Here is a 24,751-nt window from a genome sequence, read left to right as displayed (position 1 = left end):
GTCCAAGTGGTTGCTCTGATAGCTGGAGTGCAGGCTTCGCCTGCAAGCGCAAGCAAAGCTTGCACTCCCATTGCAACAAAGCCGTCTTTAGGCAACAACGGAAATTGAGCGAAGACGGCCCTTGTATCCTTACCGGAGACCTGCAGGCATTTATGCATAAAGATGAGCAATAATCGCCCTACGTTAATAAGCTTTTTGTTTTAGCCTCTCGCTCCCGTTCGCGCGGAGCGACCTTCGCTAATTCGGTCATCTCCTCGGCCAGAAGATCCAGAATATCGTCTGCGGACATCATGCCTACAAGCCCTCCTTCCTGATTAACCACGGGGATGCGGCGGACGCCTTTGGTGCGCATCAATCGAATCGTTTCAAATACACCGTCTTTTTCCTGCACACTGACAAGTTGCGGCCCCATGATGTCTCCCACGCTAAACTCATCGATATCCAGGGATTTAGCGATAACCTCGATAACCATATCGCGATCCGTAACAATACCGACCGGCATCCGCTTACCGTCAATCTCATCGACGACCACCAGATCGCCGACATGGTATTCGCGCATCAATTGCGCCGCTTCCGGTAGACTCATTTCTCTGGTCGCGAACACTACTTCGCGATTGCAAAATTCACCAATAGACATTGTCATATCCTCCACTTAAATTAAGATAGAAATTAGATCCGCTCTGACTTACCTCCTCCGCTGCGAGACAGGAGTCGAGTAGTCCCCAGAAGCGATAGCGCATGTGTTTTCACGAAGTGCTTTTTGCGTAGTGAAAATGCAGGCTTTCCGACATCGCGTCGAGTCATTGCGAGAATGATGTTGGATACCCCTTGCTGGGTATCCAACGAATGAAGCAGGATGGCTGGGGCAGCCGAAGGCATTAGCGGTCGCGTAGCTTTTGCCGCTTGTTGGGCAAGGATGCCCATAAAAGCTTTCGCAAAAATAGCGACTCCCCGGTTGCTCCTATGCTTCACCCGCATACAGTTATGGCTTTGGAATAATCCATTGAAAAATGCCGGCAAACGCATCTATGATTAAATCTACTGACAGTGTGGCGAGGATTATTCCCATAATACGCTCCAGTATCGCAGCGCCGTTTTTCCCGATGATACGCAGAAGATGCTCTGCGAGAAGCATTAACACGTAAGTGACTGCCAGGACGCCGAGCATTACACCCGCAGTTATCGCCTGCGTGGCGACGGAGTGGAGGTAATTGTCAGTGAGTAAAATCACCACCATAATAGATTCCGGCCCCACAATGGAAGGTATCGCTAGCGGAAACACCGCAATATCATGTCCAGCCTCAGGCTGACTGAAAGCGGTTACCATTCGGCCGAAAATCATCTGGAGGCCAAAAAGAAACAAAATGATACCGCCGGCAATTTGCAACGAAATAAGTTGAATGCCCATGGCAGTGAGAATGATTTGCCCAACAAGAATTGCGCCGAGCAAGATGATAGCCGAATAAGCAATCGCCATTGTTGCAGTTTTTCTACGCTCTGTTGGCGAAAGTCTGTAAGTAAGCGCTGAAAAAAGCACAACAGTCCCAATCGGTTCAATGGTTACCCAAATCATGAGAGCATCGTGGATTATCTTATTAACCATATGATCCCCTTTGTCGCCTCAACTTCAAGTTTTCAGTGTAAAAGCGTTCCTGATTACTTACAAGCTTTATGCGCACGATACGACTAAATACGCATCCATAGGGGAGTATTTTTATTAACTGATGTTACGCATGGATAGTGTTTCTCCCGTTTGCCGCGCCGAGCACCGGAGCTTTTATCGAGAACAGCCCGTTAGGGGCGCGGCAGGGATGCCGCGCGTCAGCAGAGGGGCAGGAGCCCCTTCTGCTGACCCTCGATAAAAGCGAGGAGCGCAGGAAGTAAGCGGTAACCGGGTCGCCTTTTCTTTGGTTACTTTCTTTTGGCGAAGCAAAAGAAAGTAACTCGCCTTCGGGTGCGACAACCCGATTCAATCAAGTGTCGCGCTAGGAGGCTGTCGGATTAATAGAGCGAGCCTCCCCACTTAATCACGATTAAAATTTAAAAAAGTGGTTTATTGGGATTTTTAATGCCCATAGTTCTGTTTTATGGGCAGCTCAATGCTCTTTTTCCTCTCTCACCCTCTTAATACATGCATTCTTTTTAAATTCCAGCCTATACAGACTAAATTCCATTCACTTTGGACGGATTCCAGGCCTCGAAGCTGGAATTGCCTGAATCCCTGGACGTGTTTAATGATGCCAAACACGGTTTCGACAGTAGATTTTCGCTTGCCGTAGAGTGCTTTGCCCGCTTTGGTTGTTAAGCGATGGGTCATGGCCTCAACCGGCGGTAAGGTGCTTTCGCCTATTTCCGGCTGATGCTGAAACCGGGCGTCAAGGGCTTGGTTATGGCTTTGCCGCTTTTGGGCGATGTACGGTTTTATCTTTGCATCAGCACACGCCTTTACATTGGCTTGGCTGAAGTAGCCGGTGTCGGCCAACAGGTTGTCAACACTCCCCAAGCATTCCGGGAGCTGTTCCAGTTTGGCTAAGGCCGGTTCGATTTCTTGTTTGTCGTTGGTGTGTTGGGTGATGTGATGAGCAACGATCAGGTGGGTGGCAATATCAACACTGGCTTGGGCGTTATAGGCTTGTTCAAAACCATTAGGGGTCGGCATGATGCGGGACTCTTCATCGGTCAGGCTGACTTGATCTTTACCTTGAGGCGCATCGGTAGGCGCTTGGGGGGCTTTGCCGCCCATTTTCTTGCCGGTTTCACTCAGGTGTTGTTCACGCTTAGCCTGCTTTTCGTCATACTCGGCCTTTTCTTGCGCGTAACGCGCCTTGGCACGGGCCTGGATTTCCTGTTTGGCTTTGGCAATCACTGCTAAACGGTCTTGGCGGCGTTTGAGTTCCTTGGGTACATCCATGTCTTCTGGAAGCGGGGAATTGTCGGCGGCTTCAGCCAGTTTCATCAAGGTTTCAACTTCCTGTTTGAACTGGGCTTCCAGTTGATTGGCGTAATCCCAGCTCAAGGCTTTATGCTTGCTGGCATTGGCTTTAATCTTGGTGCCGTCCAGGCTCACCGTACCCAGCTTAAGCAGCCCCAAGGTTTGTGCAAGTACCAATATCTCGACAAATAGGCTTTCGATCTCTTTGCCAAAGCGCTTGCGAAAGCTGTTGATGGTGTCGTGATCTGGGTTTTCGTTGGCGCAGATGTATTTAAAGGCCATCGAGTCATGAGTGGCTTTCTCCAGTTTGCGACTGGAAAATACGCCGGTCGCGTAACCGTAGAACAGCAACGCCAACAGCATCGCCGGATGATAGGGGCGCTTTCCTTTGCCCGCATAGACGGCTGATAGCGTCCGTAAATCCAGTTGATCGACAATCTCGACAACAAAACGGGCCATATGATCTTCAGGCAAATAATCCTGAACACACGGGGGCAGAATGTAGGGGGTATCGCGATCAATCAGGATGAATTGGGTAGCCATTTTTGTTTTTTGATTTGGTGTTTCGATAGGGTTATTTTAACACTTTTTGCACTGCTAAATCCGACAGTCTCCTAGCGACTCATTAATGTTAAAGCGGTCAAAATTCGAATAACTGCGTAACATCAGTTACTAAGTCGAAGAATCAAGTACCCGGCCCCAGATAAAACATTGTGCGGCATCCGGGGCATTCCTGCCGTACATCTCTCTCCAAATTACATTAAGTTATTTGCCGGGACATCCTGATTTTAAACGGAACCTGCGCTATCATAGCTGTCAATTGGACTATAGAAACAGGATTTAATTATGGAATTAATTTGGGTTGGTGCTGCTTATCTGGCAGGCTTGGTAACCAGCCGATTACATTTACCCCCCTTGGTAGGCTACCTGATGGCGGGATATGTTTTAAATTTTTCCGGCGTTGAGTCCAACGATACGCTCAGTCATTTAGCGGATATCGGCATTGAATTGCTATTGTTTACGGTCGGCCTGAAATTGAAGCTTTCTTCGCTGTTGCGACGCGAAGTGCTTAGTGTCGGCACCTTGCACTTGCTTGTCGTCACCCTGGTTTCTGCGCTGGTCTACTTTGGCTTTAATGGGCAGATTACCGGCGGCTTAGTGATAGGCGTGAGCTTGGCTTTTTCCAGTACAGTTCTCGCGATTAAAGTGTTGGAAGATAGCGGCGAGCTTTCCACTTTATACGGCCGGGATGTGCTAAGTATATTAATTTTGCAGGATATTGTTGCCATCGGCCTGCTGGCTGTCGCCAATAATAAACAACCGTCGCCTTGGGCGCTTTGTCTGTTGCTGCTGCCTTTGCTTCGCCCGTTGGCATATCGGTTGCTTAGCGCCAGCCGCGACGATGAATTGAAATTGTTATTGGGCATAGTACTGGCATTGGCAGGCGGCGTATTGGCGCAAAAGGTCGGTATTTCCAGCGATATTGGCGCATTGCTGATGGGCGTTATGCTGGCTGGACACCCCGACATAGACGATCTTTCTAAAAAACTATGGGGGTTAAAAGAAACCTTTTTAGCCGCATTTTTCCTTCAAATCGGCTTGGCCGATTTGCCGGGTTATGACGAAGTTATACAGGTGTTTCAGCTGCTATCTCTATTGCCGTTGCAAGGCATACTTTTCTTTGCGTTATTTTTGCTGGTCGGGTTACGCGCACGCACGGCTTTTGTTTCCGCACTGGCGTTGATGACCTATAGTGAGTTTGCATTGATCACCTCGAGTGTCGTCGTCAAGGCGGAACTACTTCCCCCCGCTTGGGAAGCTGTCATCGGTCTGGCGGTTGCGCTTTCCTTGGCTATTGCGGCGCCATTAAATCGGTTTTCGCACCGTATCTTTTCCTTTCTGGAACCGGGATTAGTTCGTTTTGAACGTAAGGTCGAACATCTGGACAGACTACCCAGCAGCATCGGGGGAGCGGAATGGCTGGTAGTGGGAATGGGACGCACCGGTATGTCGGCATATCTCGCTTTTAAGCAGCAGGATATGCGTGTGCTGGGCTTGGATGCCGACCCAATCAATCTAAAAAACTTGCTTGCCGACGGGCGAAGGGTGATTTACGGTGATGCCGAAGACTCTGCGCTATGGGAGACACTGCCCTTGGAAAAAATCAAAGGGATTATCCTTACGATGCCGGAATTCGAAGCAAGATCATCGTCGATCAAGCAACTGAAAAACCTCCAATTCGCCGGCAGTATCGGTACCGTTTGTTTTCATAACGATGAGGAAAGTGAACTTTATCGATTGGGAGCTACTTTTGTCATTCACCCCTTGATCGAGGCCGGTAAACAATTGGCCGAACATCTGTTGAAATCCACAAGTAAGATGGATTTTTAACAATAAAGTCTGAAAAAATCAGGGAATCCGCAGCCTGCCTTACGTGTTGTTACTTGCTTCTCCGACTATTTTGATCGGGAAACCTGCCATCGATAAACAAGCTGGCCATATATCGCAACGTTGATGAGTATTACCAAACCCGCCAGCCCAAATTGAATGTCTCTCGTAAGTCCGGCAGGATAGATGACGGGCAAGAGATAATGCTCAACAAAGCTACCTGAATAACCGGCGTCACCGGCAATCCGACGAAGCCCGACTTCCATCATATCTTATGTAACCTATAGAACTGTTGCCCACACAAAGATTCCTTATGGAATGGTAGCACTGATAGAAAGCAACAAAAATAGCGTTGCTTAAAGAGTTCTTCGTGGGGCATTGAGGTTTGCAATTTTCAAGTGCCTCGACCAGCTTTGTCCACTTTTGCTGATCAATGATGATCTTTGATTTTGCCGCAGCTAAATATTAATTTCATGCTGCCACCAGTTGAATGACCGACTGGAAACGGCCAATTTGCGACCTTCGTTGTTGATTTCTGAATGGCCGGTTTATACTCTTTTCCGCCGCGCTCTGCGGTAAATTTGAAACGTAGCGTTCCAAATTTACCGACAGCAGCACCGTGTTAGCGTCGATTTTCATTTTCAGTCACGGGATGCTCACCCAAATCTTCTGGAAGCTCTTCAAGCAGCTCTTTTGAGTGATACTGGAGAACAATTTCCCCTTTTGTTAATCTTTCCGTCCAATACCTACCTCTTAGCTTTTGTTTTGGTCTCTCGATGATCTGGAATACTGCCGTTCCATCATGGGGAATACTCCGTTCGTTTAAACTTAGTCTAGGCTTGCTAGTATAGGAATATGCTAAGTTTTTAATCTGTCGATCAGGGTCTATAAGGAATCCCTCAGAAAATGAAGCGCTTTCCATTTCACTTGTACGCATCATGCAACTAACGTGGAAGAAGGACTGGTTCACAGTCAGCATTACGGGTATCGGAGGTGGCTTTTCGCCTGTCTTTGGATTTTTCCAATCTGAATATATAAAACCCACCCAGCTTCCGTTCAAATTTGGAAAAGGAACAAGCCATCCTCTAAATATCTTTATTTTCCATCCCCATTTAACGAACGCTGCCACTATCAAAAGATCAATACTCACCACTTTGGGAACAAGCCCAAAGAAGTCGTTTATCTTTGACAAATCTAGCCCGCCAAAGTAAGCGAGCGAAAACCAAGCGACTGCTGAAATTCCGACCAGCAGATATAGCGAGTTTTTAACTGTCACGTTACGCATTATTTGAATCCACAGTAGTTCCAGGCCGCTTTAGCAAACTCGCGCCCATCCTCGCGAGTCCATTTTTGATTTGAGTGAAACAGGAAAAAGCATTCATTCACCTCCAACCAACGTCCAGTGGTAGGTTCATCACCTTGAAGGTTATTCCAAATATGTAAAAGCATAGCTCGTAGACATTCGGTCCATGTTGGATGAGCAAATACATTGTCTGGACAGTTATAGGCTAAACACTCCATAAAAAAAGATGGTAATTCACGGAATGTTCCATCTTCTGCCATCGCATTTTCAATGCGCTTTAACAGCCGGGTTCCTTTTTTATAGGCATAACCAGTTCTATTGTTCTGGGCTATTCCGTTATCCAACTGTTGGGCAGGATAATTAACGATGCTGCTGCCATCGGTCTTAAAAATTTTGGTTCCATCTCTCGATCCATACTTCATGTAATACCGAAAGCTAAAACTTGGAACCACATCAGCATCTACGCGCGCTGAGTTAGAGTTTATCTGTATTGCAGTGGAACCAGACGAATCTACTTGCCCGGGAAATTTTGTTTCCATTGCAGAAAGAAGCTCGGCTCTCAGCTTCGCCGGCGTCCAAATTCCTTCATATGGCTTCCTCCCTGATGTATGACTACCTTTTTCAGACTCTTCCCAATAAAGAACTTCTGTGCATTCTACGGCTATATCCACATCGCTATCAGAACGCACATTAGTATTGTTAGCGTAAGATCCTTTTGCATAAACCTTTAACAAGCAATTATTGAATGGTTCGTGTGAATTTATTGCTTGGCGAATCATCCGCTCGGTTCTATCCTGCTTGTCCTGCTCCATGTTACTCGAAGGGCCTGTCCATCCGGACAATTTATCTTCTAAGCTCATTGATTATCCTATTAAAATACTGACGCTCAGATCAGCGGGCAATGGGAGCCCAATGTAAATCGATCCGCTGAAGCTGTTTGTTAAATTGCACCTGCACTATGCCTCTCTAATGTGTTTCGCAAGATCTGATGCAAGCTGCACATATGATCTTGCATCATTTTCACTAAGATCGAGATCTTGCGCATGTGCAGCCTTATTTCTTAATTGACGTAACTTGTTAAATACCGCTAGTTGCTTTTCATCTATTACTTTGCATTGCAACAGATATTCACCAAGTTTAGGCATATTTCTAAAAGTATCATTTGGTGACTGCCCCCAGAATGAACTTGCAACTGTCACTGCGGCCGTCTCTACTTCCAGCCATGCCTCCAATATTGCTGCACGAGTTGAAAAGGCGACTAGATTAAGCAGGTTCGATGAGGTGGAAGCAATAGATGGGGCTTCCTCTCCTTTTTCTTTCGCTATTGCTTCAACTTCTGCTTTTAACTCTGAAACCTCTTGAGCAAACTCTAGCTCAAGTTCTTTATACTTTAGCCGCCTCAATAAAGGAATGAGTTCAACAATAGGTTTTCGAAGAAGTACAACCAAGGCTATAGCGGTAACCGGCCAAGCTACCGCTTTTATTAATTCAGAAATAAACGTAAGTGCGTCCATGTATCCTCGGTATTAGCCTGTGCAATTTAACAATTAATTATATAGATCTGCATATCTTACACACTAGAACACAGCATCAAAACAATTTTTCTGAAAGCGTTGTAGTTCTAGGCGGGATAACATACGTAATTTTCACGATAAACAGGTCTGGATAACTTCAATACCTATTTTTGCGACTGACTTGGTCAAGCAACTCAGCAACTGACCGCTATGCTGCTAATTATTGTCATCCAAAAAATTCGAGTGAAAGACTGCAACGGGTCGAGTCCTGCCTGTCGCGAATGCCGCAGTTCGGCCATCTTCTGCCATTCATAGTACATTTTCGAACGGCTGCTATGGGTCACAAATTGCTCGCTTAACGTAGCGCTAACCGGGTGCGGCCCGGAAAACTGAAAAAACAAAACGCATTATAACGGCGCTCCGGTTGAGCGCCACGTTATGCGTTTTGTATGAGTGTGTACCCATGGGGTTCGTTGTCATAGCGTTCTGTGTATTGGCCTTGGTTTTTGCAGTATTGCTCGACATACTCTTGAACCTGTTGCATTAGACTCAAGACAATAATTACATGTCTGTTAACTTTTTCCAGCGATGCACGAAGAACCGCGAGTTGTTTTTTTGAATTGTCACCCAAAATTTTCTGAAGTTCCTGCCCCTCCAGCGTATTTTTCTGGATCACAAGCGACAGTTCTGCGGAGAAATTTACCCCCGCATTTTGAGAAAAATTAAATGACATCGATGTTGGTTGCACATCATGTTTGCCGAAGTGCCATTTCGCTGGTTGGTGATGCAATATGTTGCGAAGTACCAATGCGAAGTTCATTAATTCGTTTTGCTGGAAGTTCACTTTCGCCACGCTGTCGTTATCGGAAAGGGAATGCGCTGTATTTAAATAAGCTTTGAACAATATCCACTGCTCGTCAAAATCACTGCTCTTGGAGAATAGAGTAACGATGTGCCTCATTTCCCTCATGCTAGTTTCCGTATTAGTCACGCGGCCTTCCTTTTACGCATAACGTTGAGGTAAGGGGCTGCGCGAGGTCTTATTCGCGCAGTCCGTCTTGACCGTAAGATTAGATCTTGAACTTTGTTGAATTGGCATATGCTATAGACACAAACGCTTTTAAGTAATCCTGCACGAGAGGCAGTAGTCGCTCATAGCACTTATCCAGACCCTTTAATTCCTCCCCCGCTATCCAAGCTGGAAATTTCTTTGCTAAATCTGGTGAAACGAGCCCCTCGTGCTTGATCGCATTGTTGATCAAACGTAGCTCGTCAAGTGCTGTGAATTGAGGAAGTACTTCGATATCAAATGGAAGGGCCGCATTCAAAGAGACGATGTTGAATAGCTCTCGTTCATTGAGTGTTGGGAATGTTCTTTTCGCAACACGTTTCGTGTGCAACTCGATTTGCTTGTATAGCGCAACTATACATAACTCATTGCCAAGATTTCTTACCTCGCCTGCAAAGTACATCTGGTCTTCGAGATGCATTCTGTAGCCATTAATATCGCGGGGGTCTTCAAATTTCTCAACGGTGAGAGATGAATACTCACTTTCGAGAGATTTTTCTCTACGCCTTATTGATGTTTCTAGGTGATCTCGAAACTCGTCCAAAGTATCGCAATCAATGCGGCGATCTAAGTTTTCGAGAAGATTGCCTAATGAAAGTGCCATTTCGACTCCTTGGTTTGAAATGTCTAGCGTCCCGCTTGGCCGCAGGGTTAGGCTAACAATGGATAAACTTAGCTTGCAACATGGCTTTGTGAACAATTAGGGTTGCGCTCAAGATGTTCAAAATGAGCTGAGACATGACCTCCTGAACGATGAGGACGAACTGGTTGATTACATTCATTGCAGCGGAAATCTGGGGTTGAATCAGCCGTATCTTTCATATCAATTGCAGCATCTATATCAACTACCGCACCGTTTAGAGTGCAATCTGTCATTGTTGCCATATTTCAATCTCCTGAGTTTTTAAAAGCCTAACAAACAATTATATAGTTCCTGTATATCATACTGATCGACACACTCTAAGCAATAAACTTTGCAAATTTCCTCAGAATGCAAACTATATAGCTTTCCGTATCGGATGATATACAGTTTCTTTTTATCTTGACGACAGTCAGTTATGCAGCACTAACCCGCCAATCAGATATTTACAGTAAAAGGCCGATTTGGGTCGAGTCCGGCCTGTCACGAATGCCGCAGTTCGGCCAATTGCGGACGACCGTGCTTCTACCACCAGTGACAGCAATTAGATAGATACCTGTCTGTCAGTTTAACAGTAGATGCTTGATTGCAAGATCTGGCTCCTACTTTGTTATGATCCGGCACCCGATAGTAAAACAAGAGTTACAGCTGGCGGCTTAATCTGGCTTAATTTGCTTTATGAGCTTGATGGCAAACTGAGTTATGCCACTTGTCTGGCAGTTAAAAAATCTTCTTCAACCCAATCGCGCAAAGATTCGTTATCTACTAAACCACTAAACCACAATTGCTGTTTTTGTTCTTCGCTTAATTCAGATTCAGGTAAATGAAACTGATAATTCGGTGGACGGTTATTTTCTTCGGTATAAATCACAGGCAATAAATCGGGATATTGAGTTCTTTCTCGTGACCAGTCTACGGTTTCACCTGCGCGATGTTGTGCGCGTAAGCGGTGTACCCGCAATGCACCGTCGCCTGCATAGTTTTCCCAACAATTATCAAAATACTCAAACGCGGCTTGCCAGCCTTGTTCTGCACTGACTATTAAACCTTCTTCAATCAATTTAGCACTGCCGTCATGCAATGCGTTTAATTCCGTCCGCGCTTTGGCTAAACCGTCCGCGCCTTGCCAACGCAATAAACGAGCTTTGCCAAGCGGTACGGCATGGCTTAAATCCGTACCGGTAATGTCGGCTAAGTCGCGAAGATTGCCGCTTATTGTTTCTTTCGGTGGAAGTAATTTTTTAGACGGCATGGGCGTACCGTTTTTTGCTTGGCTAAACCGCCGTTGAATTTGTGACAACATTCGTTGGTTTCTGTCATCATCAGGCATGATTTGTTCTGCCCATTGCAAAGCAGTTTCTGCCCTCACTACATCATTCAAATCAAGCAAGGTATCTGTTAAAGCATTGGCAATAATAGGGTTACGATTAAAGCCCATTTGTTGCGCTTCTTTATACACGGCTACTGCTGATTCATAACGTCCTGTGACGCGCAAACTATGTCCTAATTCAGACCAAGCAAAAGGGTCATTTGGAAATAACTGAGTCGCTTGACGAAATACAGTTTCACCTAATTCTTCTTGACCGTGTAACAGCAAAGCGTGACCTAATTGATTATGACGTTGAACATCATGCGGAAAGCGTCGCCGTGCATTCCAATACACCGCTTCAGCACGCCGCCAATCGCCTTCGGCTTCTAATGCACGGGCTAATAACGACCAACTGTGATGATTGCTTGGTTCCCAGCGAACTGCTTCGTGGGCTAATTCCCGCGCCCACTGCGGGTCGTGTTTTAATAATTTTTCACCTGCACTGCAAAAACTACGCACTAAATAATAACTATCGCCGCTGTCTTGAGCATAACGGCGGTGTTTATCAAACAAAGCGATTAAAGCCGAGCGCGTGCCTGCAAAATCTTTTTGCATTCTGAGCAATAAAGGTTCTAAATCATTTTTTCCATGAGGCGGTTCAATAAAACCTTTTGCGGGTGTTTTGTCTTGCTTATTGACAGTGACACGAAAACGACTATCCAGCCAGTTATGCACATCTTTCGACACATCCCGTGCTTGCAAAACGTCACGAAAACACCTTCCCCATTTTTCTGGACTCATCGGATAAACAGCGGCAAGAAAATCCACTTCTTCCAGCCACGGCTTGCCTTTTTTATCGCCTGCTTTTACTAAAGTTTCGCCATAATCCAACAAACCGCGCAATAAAGCTTTGGGCAAACCGCGTTCTACCACGCCGTTATCATCGGCGGGCATTTTGCGTAAACCTAATAAGGCATGGCGAACGTGTTCAACAGGGCGACCACGACGAATCACATCCATCCAAGTGAACAACAAACGCCGGTCGTTTTGCCCGTGCGCTAACATGACCAGCAAAGCGGCTTCGGGGTCGCGGCTGCTGTCTAAGGTAAAATTCCGCAACCAAGCGCGTAATTCCGCAGGGCGTTCCATGCACCAGTTGCTCGTGTTGGGCAGCGGCAATAAATGAATGGTGCGGAAGGCTTCGACTAAGGCGTCGGCATAACGTTTAGGGCTTAAATCGTCGGGCATTGGCTTGGACAAATGCTGTTTCAGCCAAGTTTGCATAGCGGTATCGGCAAGCGGAAGATCGGTTGGCAACAGCATTTGCACCAAGGCTTCGGCCGGACGAGCGCGGTCGTATTGCCCCAAGCTCATGCGTCCGACTAAAGCAGCATCTAAAGCAATCAGCGCGTCTTCTTTAAAGCGTTGTTGCCAACGTTGTACGCCTGCACTTACTGTGGTATTCATCATTTATCATCCCAAAGATGTGCGCCAAAATCATCGCGTTGACTATGTACTTGCAGCCAAGGCAAATGAAACTGCCGAGCGCGTTCTAAAAGCATTTTAAACGGACGGGCAATCACGCCCATTTTGAAAAAATGTTCGGGCTTGTAATCAATACGCGGATGCAACAGTTCCGCACCCATGCTGTAATCATTGTCATCCTCAGTGTATGCAAGATTCACCGTATGTCCATAATAGGGGTTATTATGCTTTGGAATCGGACTGGGGAAAAAGTAAGGACTCATATTGCTGTCTAAGACAGTAGGAATAGCAGGATAGCCTTCACCAGCCAAACTATCTAAAACTTCCTGTACAGTGTAGCGCATTAAGACAATTTCATTCGGATGACCAGCAAGCGGCGAATAATGCCCCAGCCCCAAACGGTCACGCAATTGTTCCGCCCAATCGGCTGAACTATCGCTAATAATGTCGTCCACTTCTAATTCGGTAGTGGCAAACACCGGACGTTTATCGCGTGTAGCATTCCAACCTTTGACTACACCATTGAGAAAATCGCACGCTTTCGCGTCACCTGTTTTAAATGCTTCAATGTGCATTTTTAAATCGGAACTAGAGATGCCGATAGAGTCACAAAGCCAGTTAACATCTTCAACGCGAATCAAATAAAGATTCGGTTCAATATTGCGTAAACGATTAGTGTCATTGTCAGCGCGAAAAGTCCACGGTTGCTCTGCTTCCGTTATACCTAAATTGATTTCTTCAGCGGTGAAGTTTCTATGCCTATCAATCCAATTATCTAAGCTTGTTATGGAATTGCTCTTTAATCGCTTTGAATATAAATCAATGCCTTTTTGCGGCGGACGTTCATCAAGCATGAAATTTTCGATGTGGGCGCGTTCTTCTGAATCTATAGCTGTACCCGCCAATCGGTTGTTCATATACTCGGAAAGATTAAACAAATTGTCTAAGTTCATTGTTGACTATTTTGAATGTAAACCCGTTGGGCTATTTTCATACACCTCACGTTAACAAGCAAGCAACCAAACATCCAGAGTCAGGTCTTGCTACCCAACAACAGCCGAAATTGTACGGCCGCTTTGCACCTATTTCAGTGTTAGCACTTGAATTTACCTATGTCCGCTTTGGGTCGAGTCCTGCCTGTCGTGAATAGCGGCAATCGGCCAAAAACGGTCCGCCGTTAACCAAGGCACTTGCGTCCGCACCTTCCCTAAAGCAGTCATATAAGTAAACTTGTATAACCTCATTTTCAATGATTCGAAGCCACAGCAGTTTAATATCATCCACAGATTAACAACTATAGAGTACAAGGAGATCGTCGACCGAGCCAACATGCGTCTTAGATAAAGTTTCAATTTTTGAGTACTGCATCGGCACCACTCCACTACAAACAAGGCACGAAATGATATTTGGTTCGTGAATGCCTGTGAATCGTTGAAGTCTTTCAATATTTCGTTCAAGAATAGAAACGCGGATCAGGTGTTTTTTTAAACTATCAGGCTTTCCATCAACATCTGTACCTTGAAAACTGGAAAGCAACGCCGCAATCTCTGAATAGTTTCGAGCCAACGACAGATCTTTACATTCAATTACCAAAACGTCTTGTCGATCCGTCCTCCAGGCAAGGACATCGACATCTCCGAAGTCCTGTTCTGCCCTTTGATTGAGGATTTCTGGAATTTCAATATTTTCCCAAATCTGCCAACCAGCATCCAATAAACGTTGCGCAACCTCTGCATTGAAGCTATGACCTTCGCTTGCTTTACCCCACCAAGAGTTTTTCATTTCGTCGGACTGAAAAAAGGACTGGTCAAAGCGGCCACTATGAGTTCCATCAACGACATAAGCAAAACCCTTTCGAAGTGCAGCAGGGGCAATAAGCAATAGGGGATCATCGCTTCCGTCTACTTTCAGAATCGGACGAGTTACAAATGACAATCTTCTGCCGAACCGCCACGGATAGATGTCCTTCATCACAAAGCCTTTCGATGGTTTATCCCAGCGGTGACGAGTTTTAAGCGAAAATTGCTCAAGGAACTTTGCGGCAACATCTCCTGAAACTTGGTCTGAGCAAACCAAAGAGAAATATTCGCTTTGGGAAATACTATAGATTGCGGAATGATCGGTGACGCCTTTGTTCTCTAAGGAATCAATTATGTTGCGGGCCTCATCCAAGTCAAAGCCCATCTCGCCTTTCCATACGCACCAGAATTCCTCGTCGATTTGGCCTTTACTTGTAGAAGTAAACACCGGTTCATCGTAATTCTTTTTTTGCAAAGGGGCGTTGGCGATGAATTTCTCACCTAGCACGCGCGACAACATTGGCTGAACAACCAGATCCCCAAAATCATCCCGGAACAATACATCGCCAAGAGAGGAAATTGTAAGTTCAGGTGGTAGCGCGTTGTAGTGGATCGCATCAGAGAGGCCTCCGATGCGAACAAGCAAGGAAGCCCGCGCAATCAATTTGCTCAATTCGATGTCCGATAGCTGTGTTCCATTGTTGAGAGGGCATACGCACACGGCCATCTCAATCAATACGCGGCTCGCAATGCCAGCGCCGGCAAACTTCGATGTCTCTTTCACGTATCTCTGAATAGTGGTATCAACTTGGCCATGTAGCCCGATTATTGCCGCTGATGTTCGCTTCCACTGATCTGCTTCCACGCTGGCTTTTTCACTGTTGGCTACTAGCCGATTTAGTGTCGAAATACGCTCGAAGGAAACAAGTATTTCGCAGATATCCGCTATCAAAGCATCGACAACCTTTTCGAGAAAGTTGGTACAGGCTTCTCGTCCTTCAATTTTGTTGCCCTGCACTCGATCACAGACACGCCAACCCAGACCAATTTTCGCCGCAGCGTCGTCAATCTCGTCTATGAAAACAAGCTTTTCCGTTAGCGTATCATGCACATAGTCAATAAAGTGGTGAGCATGGATAACATGGAAACTACGGGCTTCCTGATTTTGAACGACATTCCTTGTAATCTCTTCGGCTTCTCCTTCAATATCTGTCGCGTTTAGAAGGTGCAAGAAGGCACGCGAAACATTGAGGACAAATAGTCGCTCTGCGACATTCTCTGCAATGCCAAAACCGTTTAAAAAACCGGCTTTGAAGACAGCCTTAATGGCGTTCGGCTCATCGTGCTCGTTAACAATGCAGAACTGACTAAGGTCATCGGCCTTGGGTTTTTGTCCAGGCTCCTTAGGCGGATCAATATCTTGAAACTCTACATGCACTTTTATATTTGTTGTCTTTGTCTGATGCCCAGCGTATCTATCGAGCTTGCTGCCGATGCGATGCAACCATTCGTTTGCCATCTCCCATAACCGGAAGGCTATTTCTCTATCGGAGATATTCGGCGTTTCAAGTGAAAGCCATAGCTGGAACTTACCTTCATAAACAGACGTGAGCATCCCATGCAGCGCGTCATCCATTGATGCATAAAGACGGCGAGCACTCTCGCTGGTAAAAAATGGGTTAGGTCCTAAATGCTGAACATCGTGCCAGACACCGGTATTATCGACTGCGCAATGGCGATCATAGCCAAGATCGGCCTCAGCTCGCACCCCTCGAAGAAGGTTAATAGGAAGATTGAGCATCAAAGGCTGCTCGGGCGAAACCTCCTCGTCTAAGAGCTGGGCGTGCGGCACGAAGTGTCCGTCATTGCTACGCACCCAGCCGATAAGGTTCAGTATGCCGTTCGGGTTGACAATACGCACTCCACTCTTCGTCACAGCCTTAAGTCCATCTTGAATACGCCAGAAATAGCTAGGATTCATATCACCAAGCCAACTCAGGCGAACGAGGTCGGCTGCGGACATGCTTTCGAAACGCCATTTGGGATGATTCACCTCGATTTCTTGTGTAACATAACCTTTTCCCCAACCGCAGCCGACCAAGACTATCAAGCCTTCCTTAAATTCGGGGCGTTGAGAAAATTGATCTATCGCGCAACTGATTGATTCCTGCAACGCATCTGTCAGTGCGCCTTTATCTTCATACGCAGTCTTAAAACCGCCATCAGCATGCGTTTCCACAGAAGCCAGAAACAAGTGGTAGGAAATGAAATAACCTCGATCAACCTCAAATGTGAATGTCGATAAGCGATGCGGTTTCAATTCTTTCCAGAAAACGGGCGCGTGCGTTGGACCGCCGAGTATCGGAGTATTTGAGAGTAGTGCAGTGTAATTCTTTGCAAGAACACTGTTGAAACCATCAACCAGACCACCTTCAATAATGTGCGTTATTGCAAAGTCCCTAGCCGCGACAGACAGTGCTGAGGGCAAGGCGACAGAGATATGTGTCTCTGAACGGAGAATTAGTGGGTGGCGATCCAAGTCGCTACAGCCAATTTGCTGTTCGACTAGGCTATCTTGCATATGATGATCAAAAAGGAATGGTGTAATATCGGCTTTAGTGATTCCTCTCTCATTCAGTTCCTCAAATGAGATAGTAACCCGTGAGATTAGAGCATTCCGTCCTGGAAGTTTGCGAAGAGAAAGTGCCGAGTGCCGCTCATCCGATCCAAGTGTATACCGGTGTAATTCAGCTTTTTGACAAACCATTTCAGAAATCATGAGAAGTGCGAGGAAGCTTTTTTTGATCCGCCTGAATTCTCCAGCATCAGGCATTGTTGAAACAACTTCCAAAACACGTTGCGTGTAGAAGCCAGCTGCTTCCCAGACGCCTTCAATGAGACGATAGTTTCCGTTGCGGTCAGTTACGAGTGATACAAAGACGTCTTCCGCCGGGTCTTCACCCACTGCGCATCGGGATCTTCCAATTTGGAAAAACCAGCGCACTGCATTATCAATCTTCGGTTTCTTTCGACCTTTACAGAAAATCACGGCCAATGTAACCAGTGTCTCAAGCCGGATACATTGCGATTGGTATTCTGGGAGCGTCAGAAGGCCTGCTAGAAGAGGGATGGTAATGCTAGGGTCGTAGACGGATAGATCGCGAACAAGCGATTTGTTATCGTCTGCAATCTCCTGGATAGTTACAGATAGTGAAGCCCATCGCGTTTGCTCATCAAAAAATAACTTAAGTGTTTTCCAGTCGATATTCGCATCATCATGTGACATTAGAATTTTTTCTCATTGATCTTTTAGTTGGTGGTGCGAATATAGCGGATGCAATTTTGAAAACAGTCCGGTATCAGGTAAAAGCGAATTACCGCAATAGACCAAACAGCGGTCATTAAAGCACATCACCTTAAGACAGCTAAGGGTCGAGTTCGTTCTTTCTCGAATGCCGCAGTTGGGTCGATACCAGCCTGTCAATACCTCCAAAACCAGTCATTTGGAAAAGAGCGTCAAAGTTTGCCAGCTGTTAATCACTATCTTATTGTTTTTAATGCGTACGCTTGTTTTTCATGGCTGGAAAAACGGCGCTTAATAGTTTCAAAAATTGAAAACCATTTTGCAATTAAAAGACAAAGTGATAATAATTTTACATGGTCAATCATGACCCTGTTTACTGGTAAAAACGGACGCTGATTGTCAACAGCCTCGGCCGATTGCCTGCATGTATGGTGAGTGAAGGCAACCGGAACAAGCCGCTCTTTCATTTGCAGCAATTAATTCGAGCCGGAAATTGCGTTAAATGCGAGCATGACCGTTTTCAAATGCAAACTGTTACATTTTAGGCATTTTCAATATACTTATGAATACAAATAATACAAACAAAATTATCACACTGCGCGACGCCCTAATTATGTACCAGGATCGCGTTAGCATCTACAAGAAGGGGCATACTCAGGAAAAGTACCGCATCGCCCTTTATTGCCGTTACCCAATAGCCGATTTGCCCGTTCGATCAATCACGTCTGTTGACGTTGCCAGTTTTCGTGATCAGCGACTCTCCGAGATAAATCCAAGAACTGGGAATCGTCTCGCATCGGCCACGGTGCGCCTCGATCTCGCCCTGCTATCGGACATGTTTCGCATCGGGAAGATTGAATGGGGTATCTGTGACGACAACCCCGTGGCGAACATCCGCAAGCCCAAGCTGTCGCCCGGTCGTGACCGGCGGCTCACGGCTCGGGAAGAACGTATGATTCTACGATACTGCAACAAGCAAGGAACAAAAGCGATGCTGGCTATTTTCCAGCTCGCCTTGGAAACCGCCATGCGTCAGGGAGAAATCCTTTCCCTGCGCTGGGAGCATATCAACCTGAAAGCAAGAATCGCACACCTTTCTGATACGAAAAGCGGGTCGAAGCGAGATGTACCATTGACGATGGCAGCCAGGGACATTCTTACTGGTCAGGGCGTAAAGTCATCAGGGAGAGTATTCAGCTACACCAGCAACGGGCTGAAGAGTAGCTGGAGAAGCATGATCAGAAATCTACTCATTAACGATCTTCATTTTCATGACTTACGGCATGAAGCGATTTCGCGCTTGGTAGAGCGTGGCGTGTTCGACCTCATGGAAGTTGCCGCTATCAGCGGGCACAAGAGCCTTGCTATGCTGAAGCGGTACACGCACTTGCGCACTCAGCGTCTTGTTCATAAACTTGATGCAGGAACAAACAAAGGGAAGGCGGCAGTGCTGAGTCACCTTGTTCCCTATCCGGCATATATCGACAAAGATGATGCTGGCATAAAAGTGACGTTCCCGGATTTTGATCAGCTTCATGTCATCGGTCCATGCATTAATTCTGCGGTACAGAGCGCGCAGGATGCGCTGCTGCGCAAGATTCTCACCATGATGCGACAAGGAAAAACCATTCCTCCGCCGGACAACTACCTCGAAACCCTCGATGAATCGAAAATACTGAGACTAGACCCGCTCGCCAACTGCGAGTGATACAACAGGGGCTGAACGCCCCTGTTGTTCTACTTCTTGCCTACAGGAATCACTTTTAGATTGCCTCTCTGTAATTCAGCGATCAACAAATCGCGGTCTCGTAACATGCCTTCCATTTCTTTTATGCGTAGGTTTAACGCATAATTCTGCCGAGCCATCTGAGCTAGATTCGCCTGCTCTTCTTCCAGCATTATCCTGTATTCTTTCGCTTTAACGTTCGCGTCGGCCAACTCTGAATGTTTCTCGCGAAGCTTCTTCTGTGGAGTCGCATCGTTCATCCGGCGTATCTCAGTTAGTACCGGCTCGTGGTAGCGATAGAGTGTGGATCGCTCCACGTCGGCTTCCTTGGCAACGCTGGCGGGTGACAGGGAAGTTCCTTTCTTAACACGCTTGGGATTCTCATTGATGATGCGGCGCACTGCCAATTCAAGCTCATGACGGGTCTTCTTTAGCGACTCTGCTTTGTGCGACCTAAGGGCATCTGCATTGCCAGCATTATGAGTCATGTTGCCTCCAACTTGGCAATTACATTATTGGCTTTAGCGAGGATTCGCTCGGAACGGGCTTTCCCTGAGATACCCATGTCTGGCATCGCCAGCGCTTCTTGTTGCTGCCTAGAGATCTCCTTCCAAACCGATAGATGCTCAGGGCCTATCATTCCGTAGGAACAATCTACACACATATCAGCCTCGAATACGCAGAGGCCGCCGCATCCGGTTCCCTTGGCATTGCCGATGCACCAGCTATGACCGGTTCCGTTAAGGGTGACGCCATCGGAGACCTGCTTGATCAGTTCGTCTTTATTTCTTGCTGTCTTAATAGTGCGCCGCAGGTCTGACAGCATGATATCGCCATTCGCAAGAGGTAAATCAGTCAGCAGATAATTCCTGAATACGTCTTCCTGCTTTTCAGCTTTGGAACGTAGAATTTCTAGCAGTAGGTCACTATCGGTGTTGAATTCATCTGTTGCGCCGTCCGCATAAAGGAGAGTCATGTCGATAGACCAATGCCCGAAGTGCTCACGCAGATAATGCAAATCGCCCAGTTCGGCGGATGCCACAAAGTAGGCATAGGTTCGACGAAACTGATGAGTACATAGCAACCATGGCTTCCCGTTCTCACCAAGAATTCCAAAGTGTTCGCAAAAGTGCTTGAGCCTGCGATTGATTAGAGCGCCACTGACCACGTTTGTGGTGTGTCCTCTGTGAGGAGTGGTGCCTAGAAAAAGGCTGTTTCTGTCGCGCCGAGCGATTTGAAGACACTTCACCAACATCTTGTGAGCGTGGGAATGTGGGATGGTCATGGCAACTCGTCGTTCAAACTCCGCAATCTGCCGCTCAATTTCGGATGCAAATGGCAGCCTGTAACGTTCCATGACGCGGACAGCAGCTTCAACGACAGGAGGAACCAGCCATTTGTGGGCTCTCTGGCCTGTCTTGTAGATGGTGCCGTGCAGCCACGTCAGGTCGATACCGTCATCCGTTGTGGAATGGCTAATGCAGCTATGATTAAGGGAAAGGGTTTCTGAGTCTCTGATGCCGGAAAACATGGCTATCACGATGTAGCAGGCATCGCGCAGCAAAGCCAGTTCGTTGCTAAAGTCTCGAGAGCCGTCGAACCCTAAATCCCGCGCTAGGGGAATGCGGATATTCGTTGCGAGGTAACCGCTGGCGCCATTCACCTCATGCGCTATGGTGTCTCTGGCATCAAGCAGCCGAGTTGCCTGCTGATCCACGTAGTCCACGGCGATTCTCGCCAGATGGCGAACAGTTTGTTCGGGAATTCGAGGTGTTTTCGTGGAGCGACCCTTGAAGGTCTCACCTGCCAGGGCTGATGCGGATTCGTCCGGCCATGGATGCTCATCAAGTGCGTCAGCCAGCTTTTCACGCTGAAGATAGATGTCTTCCAGTGTCATCAAACGCCTTGCATGCCAGCCTGTGGCAACCGGCTTACCGGTTTTTTCGCTAATCCGTGCCACTGAGACATATTCGATAGCTTTTCCTCGGAGATCACGAAAGTGCCTAATGTTACGAGTCACCATCCAACGAAGTAAAGGAATGAGCGATATGAAATGTCCGACGATAGTGCCCATAAAGGGGCGTTGACGCCCCTCTATGGGTTCATTGAATAGCGACCAGATAAAGTCCTTGGCGCCAGCAAGCAAGGCCGCATGCTCGGGATCGGTTAATTTTGTTCCATGCTCAAGATTAACGTGCCAATCTATGGACTTACTGCTGAGCTTGCGATTGCCCTGGGGAATATAGGGCCAAAAGTCCCAAATATCGTCCGCATAGCGAGAGACAATGATTTCTTGCCCATCGTCTCCACGAACAAGAGATACCGGAAGTTGTGCCTTTTCATGGAACTGGAGTTCCCGAATAGGCCGAAGTGATATGTTGGAGACGGTCACAATGATCCTCCGTACGCCCATGCAGGATGAGGGGAATCAATGGCTCGTTTTCTGGCATCAGCAACAACGGGCGTGTCGAACTGGACAACGATCTGCTCATCAATCGTTTTTACAACCCAGCCGTAGGTTTTCATCCATTGGTGAGGTGGGATTTTTGGGCGTTCGATCAGCAACCTGTAGTAGAAACTGAATAGGCGGTACAGATCGTCCTCGAAGACGATCATACTGGGGCATTTGAAACAAGAGAGATATTTACCGCATACGCTGTCACCTTCACGAAATGGGTTTTGGCAACGGGCAACCGCCGTGTTATAGCCACCAGCCAAAATCTCCGTGGCATTCTGAAGCGGAATTTTCCCATCCGCCGCTAGTTTTACGGCGTGGGTTGGATCTTTGCTCGTCGCCCATCCAACCATCGCTTGACCGACAAAGGCATGGTTGCGTTCGACCTCTGGCATCACTGGGGGTAGATACCTTTGGACTGTCAGCACTGGACTGGCGTGCCCGAGAGCCTTCTGCACTTTGCGTACATCACGGGTGCGCCGGTAGAGATTCATTGCGAATGTAGGACGAAGATGAGACAGGCTGAGTTTTAGCGGATCGCCACGATCATTTCGGAGTTCATGCCGCTCGACGAATCGCTTGATCGCATTCCTTGCCTGCACCACATCAAAGCGCACCACGCTGCCGCGTCGGTCGGTGTAGCTGTCCTCGCGCAAGCGGCAGAGGAACAAACAATTCCTGTCATTGGCTTCTGCTTCCATAACAAACTTCTCGGTGTATCGCTGTAACTGTCGTAGGTAATCTCCTGCTGTGCGGGGAATGACTTTAGCCTCATCATTGTCTCGCTCTTGCCTTGGCAGCGATAATGCATGCGTCGTATATCCCCGGCGCTTGGTAAAAATCAGTAAATCGCGATCCGGTAAAAAGGGGCGCAAACCGTCACGGGTCATCTCCAAAAGAGGTGTCATGTTGATCCCGCACAGAAGCACGGTGATAAGCGCATGAACAGTAAGTACTTGGTGGCTCGGCAAAACAGCCTCGTTCCCCTGAAACAGGGCAAGATCAGCGCGACATGCGGCCAGCAATCGCCCCTGCTCCGATGCAGAGTATTCCTCGCGTCGGGGTATCTTACGATTGGAATTTGGATATGGGTTTTTCTGGAAGGTCAAATTCGGCCCGACCAGCGAAGGAACGAATCGCTGACGATTGACCAGAATTGCTTTCATGTTGTAATAGGCGCTACGCTGGCTCGCAAGAGACCATGGTTTCCCCTTGTTCTTTCCGACCACCACGATCTGCTTTTCCATCCAGGAAATGAATCGCAGCATCAGGCGGCGATCAATCTGGTCTAGCCGAGAAACAAGTTCGCCGAAGGCCTCAAGATCGTCCAGAAACCGCCAGAAAGGGAGAATGCCACTATTCACATAGCTGGTAAGCGACTTGCCTGTAAGTTCTCGCCGCATGGACCAGATAGCGTCACGCATCTGAATGGCCAATGGCTCGCGCCCACTGGATTGGTAACGGTTGAAATCAAAAGGGTACTCCACTCCGTTCTTGGAGCAGCGAATCGTGAAGGTCCACTCAGGGGGTATGTCGACCACTCGATTATCATCACTGACCGTCAGGCTGACGGTTCGATCAATGCGGTTACGACGAATAGCCATTAACATCACCCTTGAGCAGTTCGCAAATCTCGGCCTGATAGCCGTCGATTTCATCATGGCTGACTAAATCGGCCGCGTGGATATAGACCTCGGTGATGCTGCTGCTGCTGTGCCCCATACGATCCCGTACCCAGTGCAGTGCGCCATCTGAGCTTTTGTGTTCGGACATCCGTAAAAACTCGTAGGTGCCGAAGGTGTGCCTTAGCATGTGGGGCGTGCATTTCACGCCGGATTTCTCCGACGCTTTGCGGAATGTGTTGTTCATTCCTTCCAGACTGATCGGATTGCCATATTCGGTCAGGAACAGCAGGTCAGTCTCATCCTTTCCGTGTTTATTTTGATACAATTTCGTTAGTCTGGGGCGTTCAAAAACCATGTAGTCCCATAACTGCACAACCAAGTCGTAAGGAACCAGAACCCATCTTGTTTTACTGCCCTTGGTTGGTGTGATTTTCGCATCCAACATCATGCGAAGACCCTTACCCGGCGCATGTCCTGATGGATTAGGAAGCACCCTCATATTCAGCGCAGTCACTTCCTCACGGCGAAGTCCGCAAAGCCACATGAGATAGGCCATCAGGCGGTTACGCCAAGGCGATAGGGTCGCAACAAATTGCTTGGCCTGCTCGGTAAGCAGGAATCGAGGCAATCCTTTTGCCGTTCGTAGCGTCAGTTCGTTGGCTTGGAATCTATTTCCCTTAGCATCTACGTGCGCAAGAAACCCCGCTGGCTTGGCAATCCAGACTTCTTGCGTTTGGAATGGCAGGTTATGTGTTAACCCATCCCTTAGCGCCCAACGATAGAAATTGGAAACTGCGCTGAGACGCTGATTTACCGTTGATCGAACGCACCCACGCGTCAGCATAGAATCTCTCCATGCTGCGAAATGTGTCTGATTAACGTTGTCCCAACGCAGATCATTTGATTCCAGGAAGCCAAAGAACTCATAGAGATGATTCCCGTAAGTTTGCCAGGTCTTCGCTGAGGCCGTTCGCCCCCTGACCACAGACACGTAGAACAAGTAATCGTTGGGAGCATTGACCAACGCCATTTCATCGTCCACCAAAAATGGGACACCTGTATAGACTTGCCCATGAACCTTGAAAGTGTTGTCAGTCAGGAAGAGTCTCATCCGTATTAGCTATTAAATCTAAGGATGACCCATAACCAAAATACAGATGTAGATGTTCTACGCGAAATCACTTTAAGTCTTACCGTGGAAA

The 24,751-nt window shown here is 47.3% G+C and carries 19 protein-coding genes; 2 read left to right on the top strand and 17 right to left on the bottom strand.

Annotated elements, in window-relative coordinates; translation table 11 throughout:
* Nucleotides 1-178: 178 nt before the first annotated feature.
* The 3 genes from METTU_RS01785 to METTU_RS01770 form a co-directional block, all read right to left on the bottom strand.
* Nucleotides 179-637 (bottom strand): CBS domain-containing protein, encoded by a 459-nt coding sequence (locus METTU_RS01785; protein WP_006889584.1) that lies wholly within the window; start codon nucleotides 635-637, stop codon nucleotides 179-181.
* Between the two features lie 345 nt (nucleotides 638-982).
* On the bottom strand, nucleotides 983-1,603 hold the full coding sequence (locus tag METTU_RS01775; RefSeq protein ID WP_006889583.1) for a MarC family protein: 621 nt from the start codon (nucleotides 1,601-1,603) through the stop codon (nucleotides 983-985).
* A gap of 513 nt (nucleotides 1,604-2,116) precedes the next feature.
* Entirely contained in the window at nucleotides 2,117-3,475 is a 1,359-nt protein-coding gene (locus METTU_RS01770) for an IS1182 family transposase (RefSeq protein ID WP_006889238.1), read from the bottom strand.
* 303 nt (nucleotides 3,476-3,778) lie between these two features.
* Between METTU_RS01770 and METTU_RS01765 the strand changes: the two genes are divergently transcribed.
* A complete protein-coding gene (locus tag METTU_RS01765) occupies nucleotides 3,779-5,323 on the top strand; it encodes a cation:proton antiporter domain-containing protein (protein ID WP_006889582.1) in 1,545 nt (514 codons plus the stop codon).
* Between the two features lie 65 nt (nucleotides 5,324-5,388).
* On the opposite strand, the gene METTU_RS22935 is transcribed toward METTU_RS01765, so the two are convergent.
* The 10 genes from METTU_RS22935 to upx form a co-directional block, all read right to left on the bottom strand.
* A complete protein-coding gene (locus METTU_RS22935) occupies nucleotides 5,389-5,589 on the bottom strand; it encodes a DUF2784 domain-containing protein (RefSeq protein WP_150107720.1) in 201 nt (66 codons plus the stop codon).
* 353 nt (nucleotides 5,590-5,942) lie between these two features.
* On the bottom strand, nucleotides 5,943-6,605 hold the full coding sequence (locus METTU_RS01760; RefSeq protein WP_006889581.1) for a Cap15 family cyclic dinucleotide receptor domain-containing protein: 663 nt from the start codon (nucleotides 6,603-6,605) through the stop codon (nucleotides 5,943-5,945).
* On the bottom strand, nucleotides 6,605-7,483 hold the full coding sequence (locus METTU_RS01755; protein ID WP_006889580.1) for a nucleotidyltransferase domain-containing protein: 879 nt from the start codon (nucleotides 7,481-7,483) through the stop codon (nucleotides 6,605-6,607). Before METTU_RS01755 ends, METTU_RS01760 begins: the two co-directional genes overlap by 1 nt.
* Before the next feature lie 96 nt (nucleotides 7,484-7,579).
* Nucleotides 7,580-8,137, bottom strand: coding sequence for a hypothetical protein (locus METTU_RS01750; RefSeq protein WP_006889579.1), 558 nt, complete (start codon nucleotides 8,135-8,137; stop codon nucleotides 7,580-7,582).
* 436 nt (nucleotides 8,138-8,573) lie between these two features.
* Complete coding sequence (locus METTU_RS01745) at nucleotides 8,574-9,128, bottom strand: hypothetical protein (RefSeq protein ID WP_006889578.1); 555 nt, start codon at nucleotides 9,126-9,128, stop codon at nucleotides 8,574-8,576.
* A 79-nt stretch (nucleotides 9,129-9,207) separates the two neighbouring features.
* Complete coding sequence (locus METTU_RS01740; RefSeq protein ID WP_006889577.1) at nucleotides 9,208-9,810, bottom strand: hypothetical protein; 603 nt, start codon at nucleotides 9,808-9,810, stop codon at nucleotides 9,208-9,210.
* A 68-nt stretch (nucleotides 9,811-9,878) separates the two neighbouring features.
* The gene (locus METTU_RS22045) at nucleotides 9,879-10,091 is read right to left on the bottom strand and encodes a hypothetical protein (protein ID WP_006889576.1); all 213 of its coding nucleotides are present in this window, start codon (nucleotides 10,089-10,091) and stop codon (nucleotides 9,879-9,881) included.
* A 455-nt stretch (nucleotides 10,092-10,546) separates the two neighbouring features.
* Nucleotides 10,547-12,175, bottom strand: a complete 1,629-nt coding sequence (locus METTU_RS01735; protein ID WP_217182750.1) for a tetratricopeptide repeat protein — start codon at nucleotides 12,173-12,175, stop codon at nucleotides 10,547-10,549.
* Between the two features lie 446 nt (nucleotides 12,176-12,621).
* Nucleotides 12,622-13,593, bottom strand: a complete 972-nt coding sequence (locus METTU_RS01730; protein WP_006889574.1) for a hypothetical protein — start codon at nucleotides 13,591-13,593, stop codon at nucleotides 12,622-12,624.
* A 334-nt stretch (nucleotides 13,594-13,927) separates the two neighbouring features.
* Nucleotides 13,928-17,725 (bottom strand): anti-phage protein Upx, encoded by a 3,798-nt coding sequence (upx, locus tag METTU_RS01725; protein WP_006889573.1) that lies wholly within the window; start codon nucleotides 17,723-17,725, stop codon nucleotides 13,928-13,930.
* Between the two features lie 580 nt (nucleotides 17,726-18,305).
* Between upx and METTU_RS01720 the strand changes: the two genes are divergently transcribed.
* Nucleotides 18,306-19,451: a tyrosine-type recombinase/integrase gene (locus METTU_RS01720; RefSeq protein ID WP_006889572.1), complete on the top strand. Its 1,146-nt coding sequence runs from the start codon at nucleotides 18,306-18,308 to the stop codon at nucleotides 19,449-19,451.
* Nucleotides 19,452-19,480: 29 nt separating this feature from the next.
* Here METTU_RS01720 and METTU_RS01715 read toward each other — a convergent pair whose 3' ends face one another.
* The 4 genes from METTU_RS01715 to METTU_RS01700 are packed head-to-tail and all read right to left on the bottom strand — an operon-like array spanning nucleotide 19,481 to nucleotide 24,660.
* Nucleotides 19,481-19,957 (bottom strand): hypothetical protein, encoded by a 477-nt coding sequence (locus METTU_RS01715; RefSeq protein ID WP_006889571.1) that lies wholly within the window; start codon nucleotides 19,955-19,957, stop codon nucleotides 19,481-19,483.
* Nucleotides 19,954-21,861, bottom strand: a complete 1,908-nt coding sequence (locus METTU_RS01710; protein ID WP_006889570.1) for a site-specific integrase — start codon at nucleotides 21,859-21,861, stop codon at nucleotides 19,954-19,956. Before METTU_RS01710 ends, METTU_RS01715 begins: the two co-directional genes overlap by 4 nt.
* Complete coding sequence (locus METTU_RS01705; protein WP_006889569.1) at nucleotides 21,858-23,528, bottom strand: tyrosine-type recombinase/integrase; 1,671 nt, start codon at nucleotides 23,526-23,528, stop codon at nucleotides 21,858-21,860. Before METTU_RS01705 ends, METTU_RS01710 begins: the two co-directional genes overlap by 4 nt.
* Nucleotides 23,512-24,660, bottom strand: coding sequence for a tyrosine-type recombinase/integrase (locus METTU_RS01700; RefSeq protein WP_006889568.1), 1,149 nt, complete (start codon nucleotides 24,658-24,660; stop codon nucleotides 23,512-23,514). The genes METTU_RS01705 and METTU_RS01700 overlap by 17 nt, the downstream gene beginning before the upstream one ends.
* Between the last annotated feature and the right edge of the window lie 91 nt (nucleotides 24,661-24,751).

This window comes from Methylobacter tundripaludum SV96, assembly GCF_000190755.2.
GTDB lineage: Bacteria > Pseudomonadota > Gammaproteobacteria > Methylococcales > Methylomonadaceae > Methylobacter_A > Methylobacter_A tundripaludum.
The sequence above is the reverse complement of the archived record's forward strand: the minus strand, read 5'-3'. Positions and strand labels throughout refer to the sequence as shown.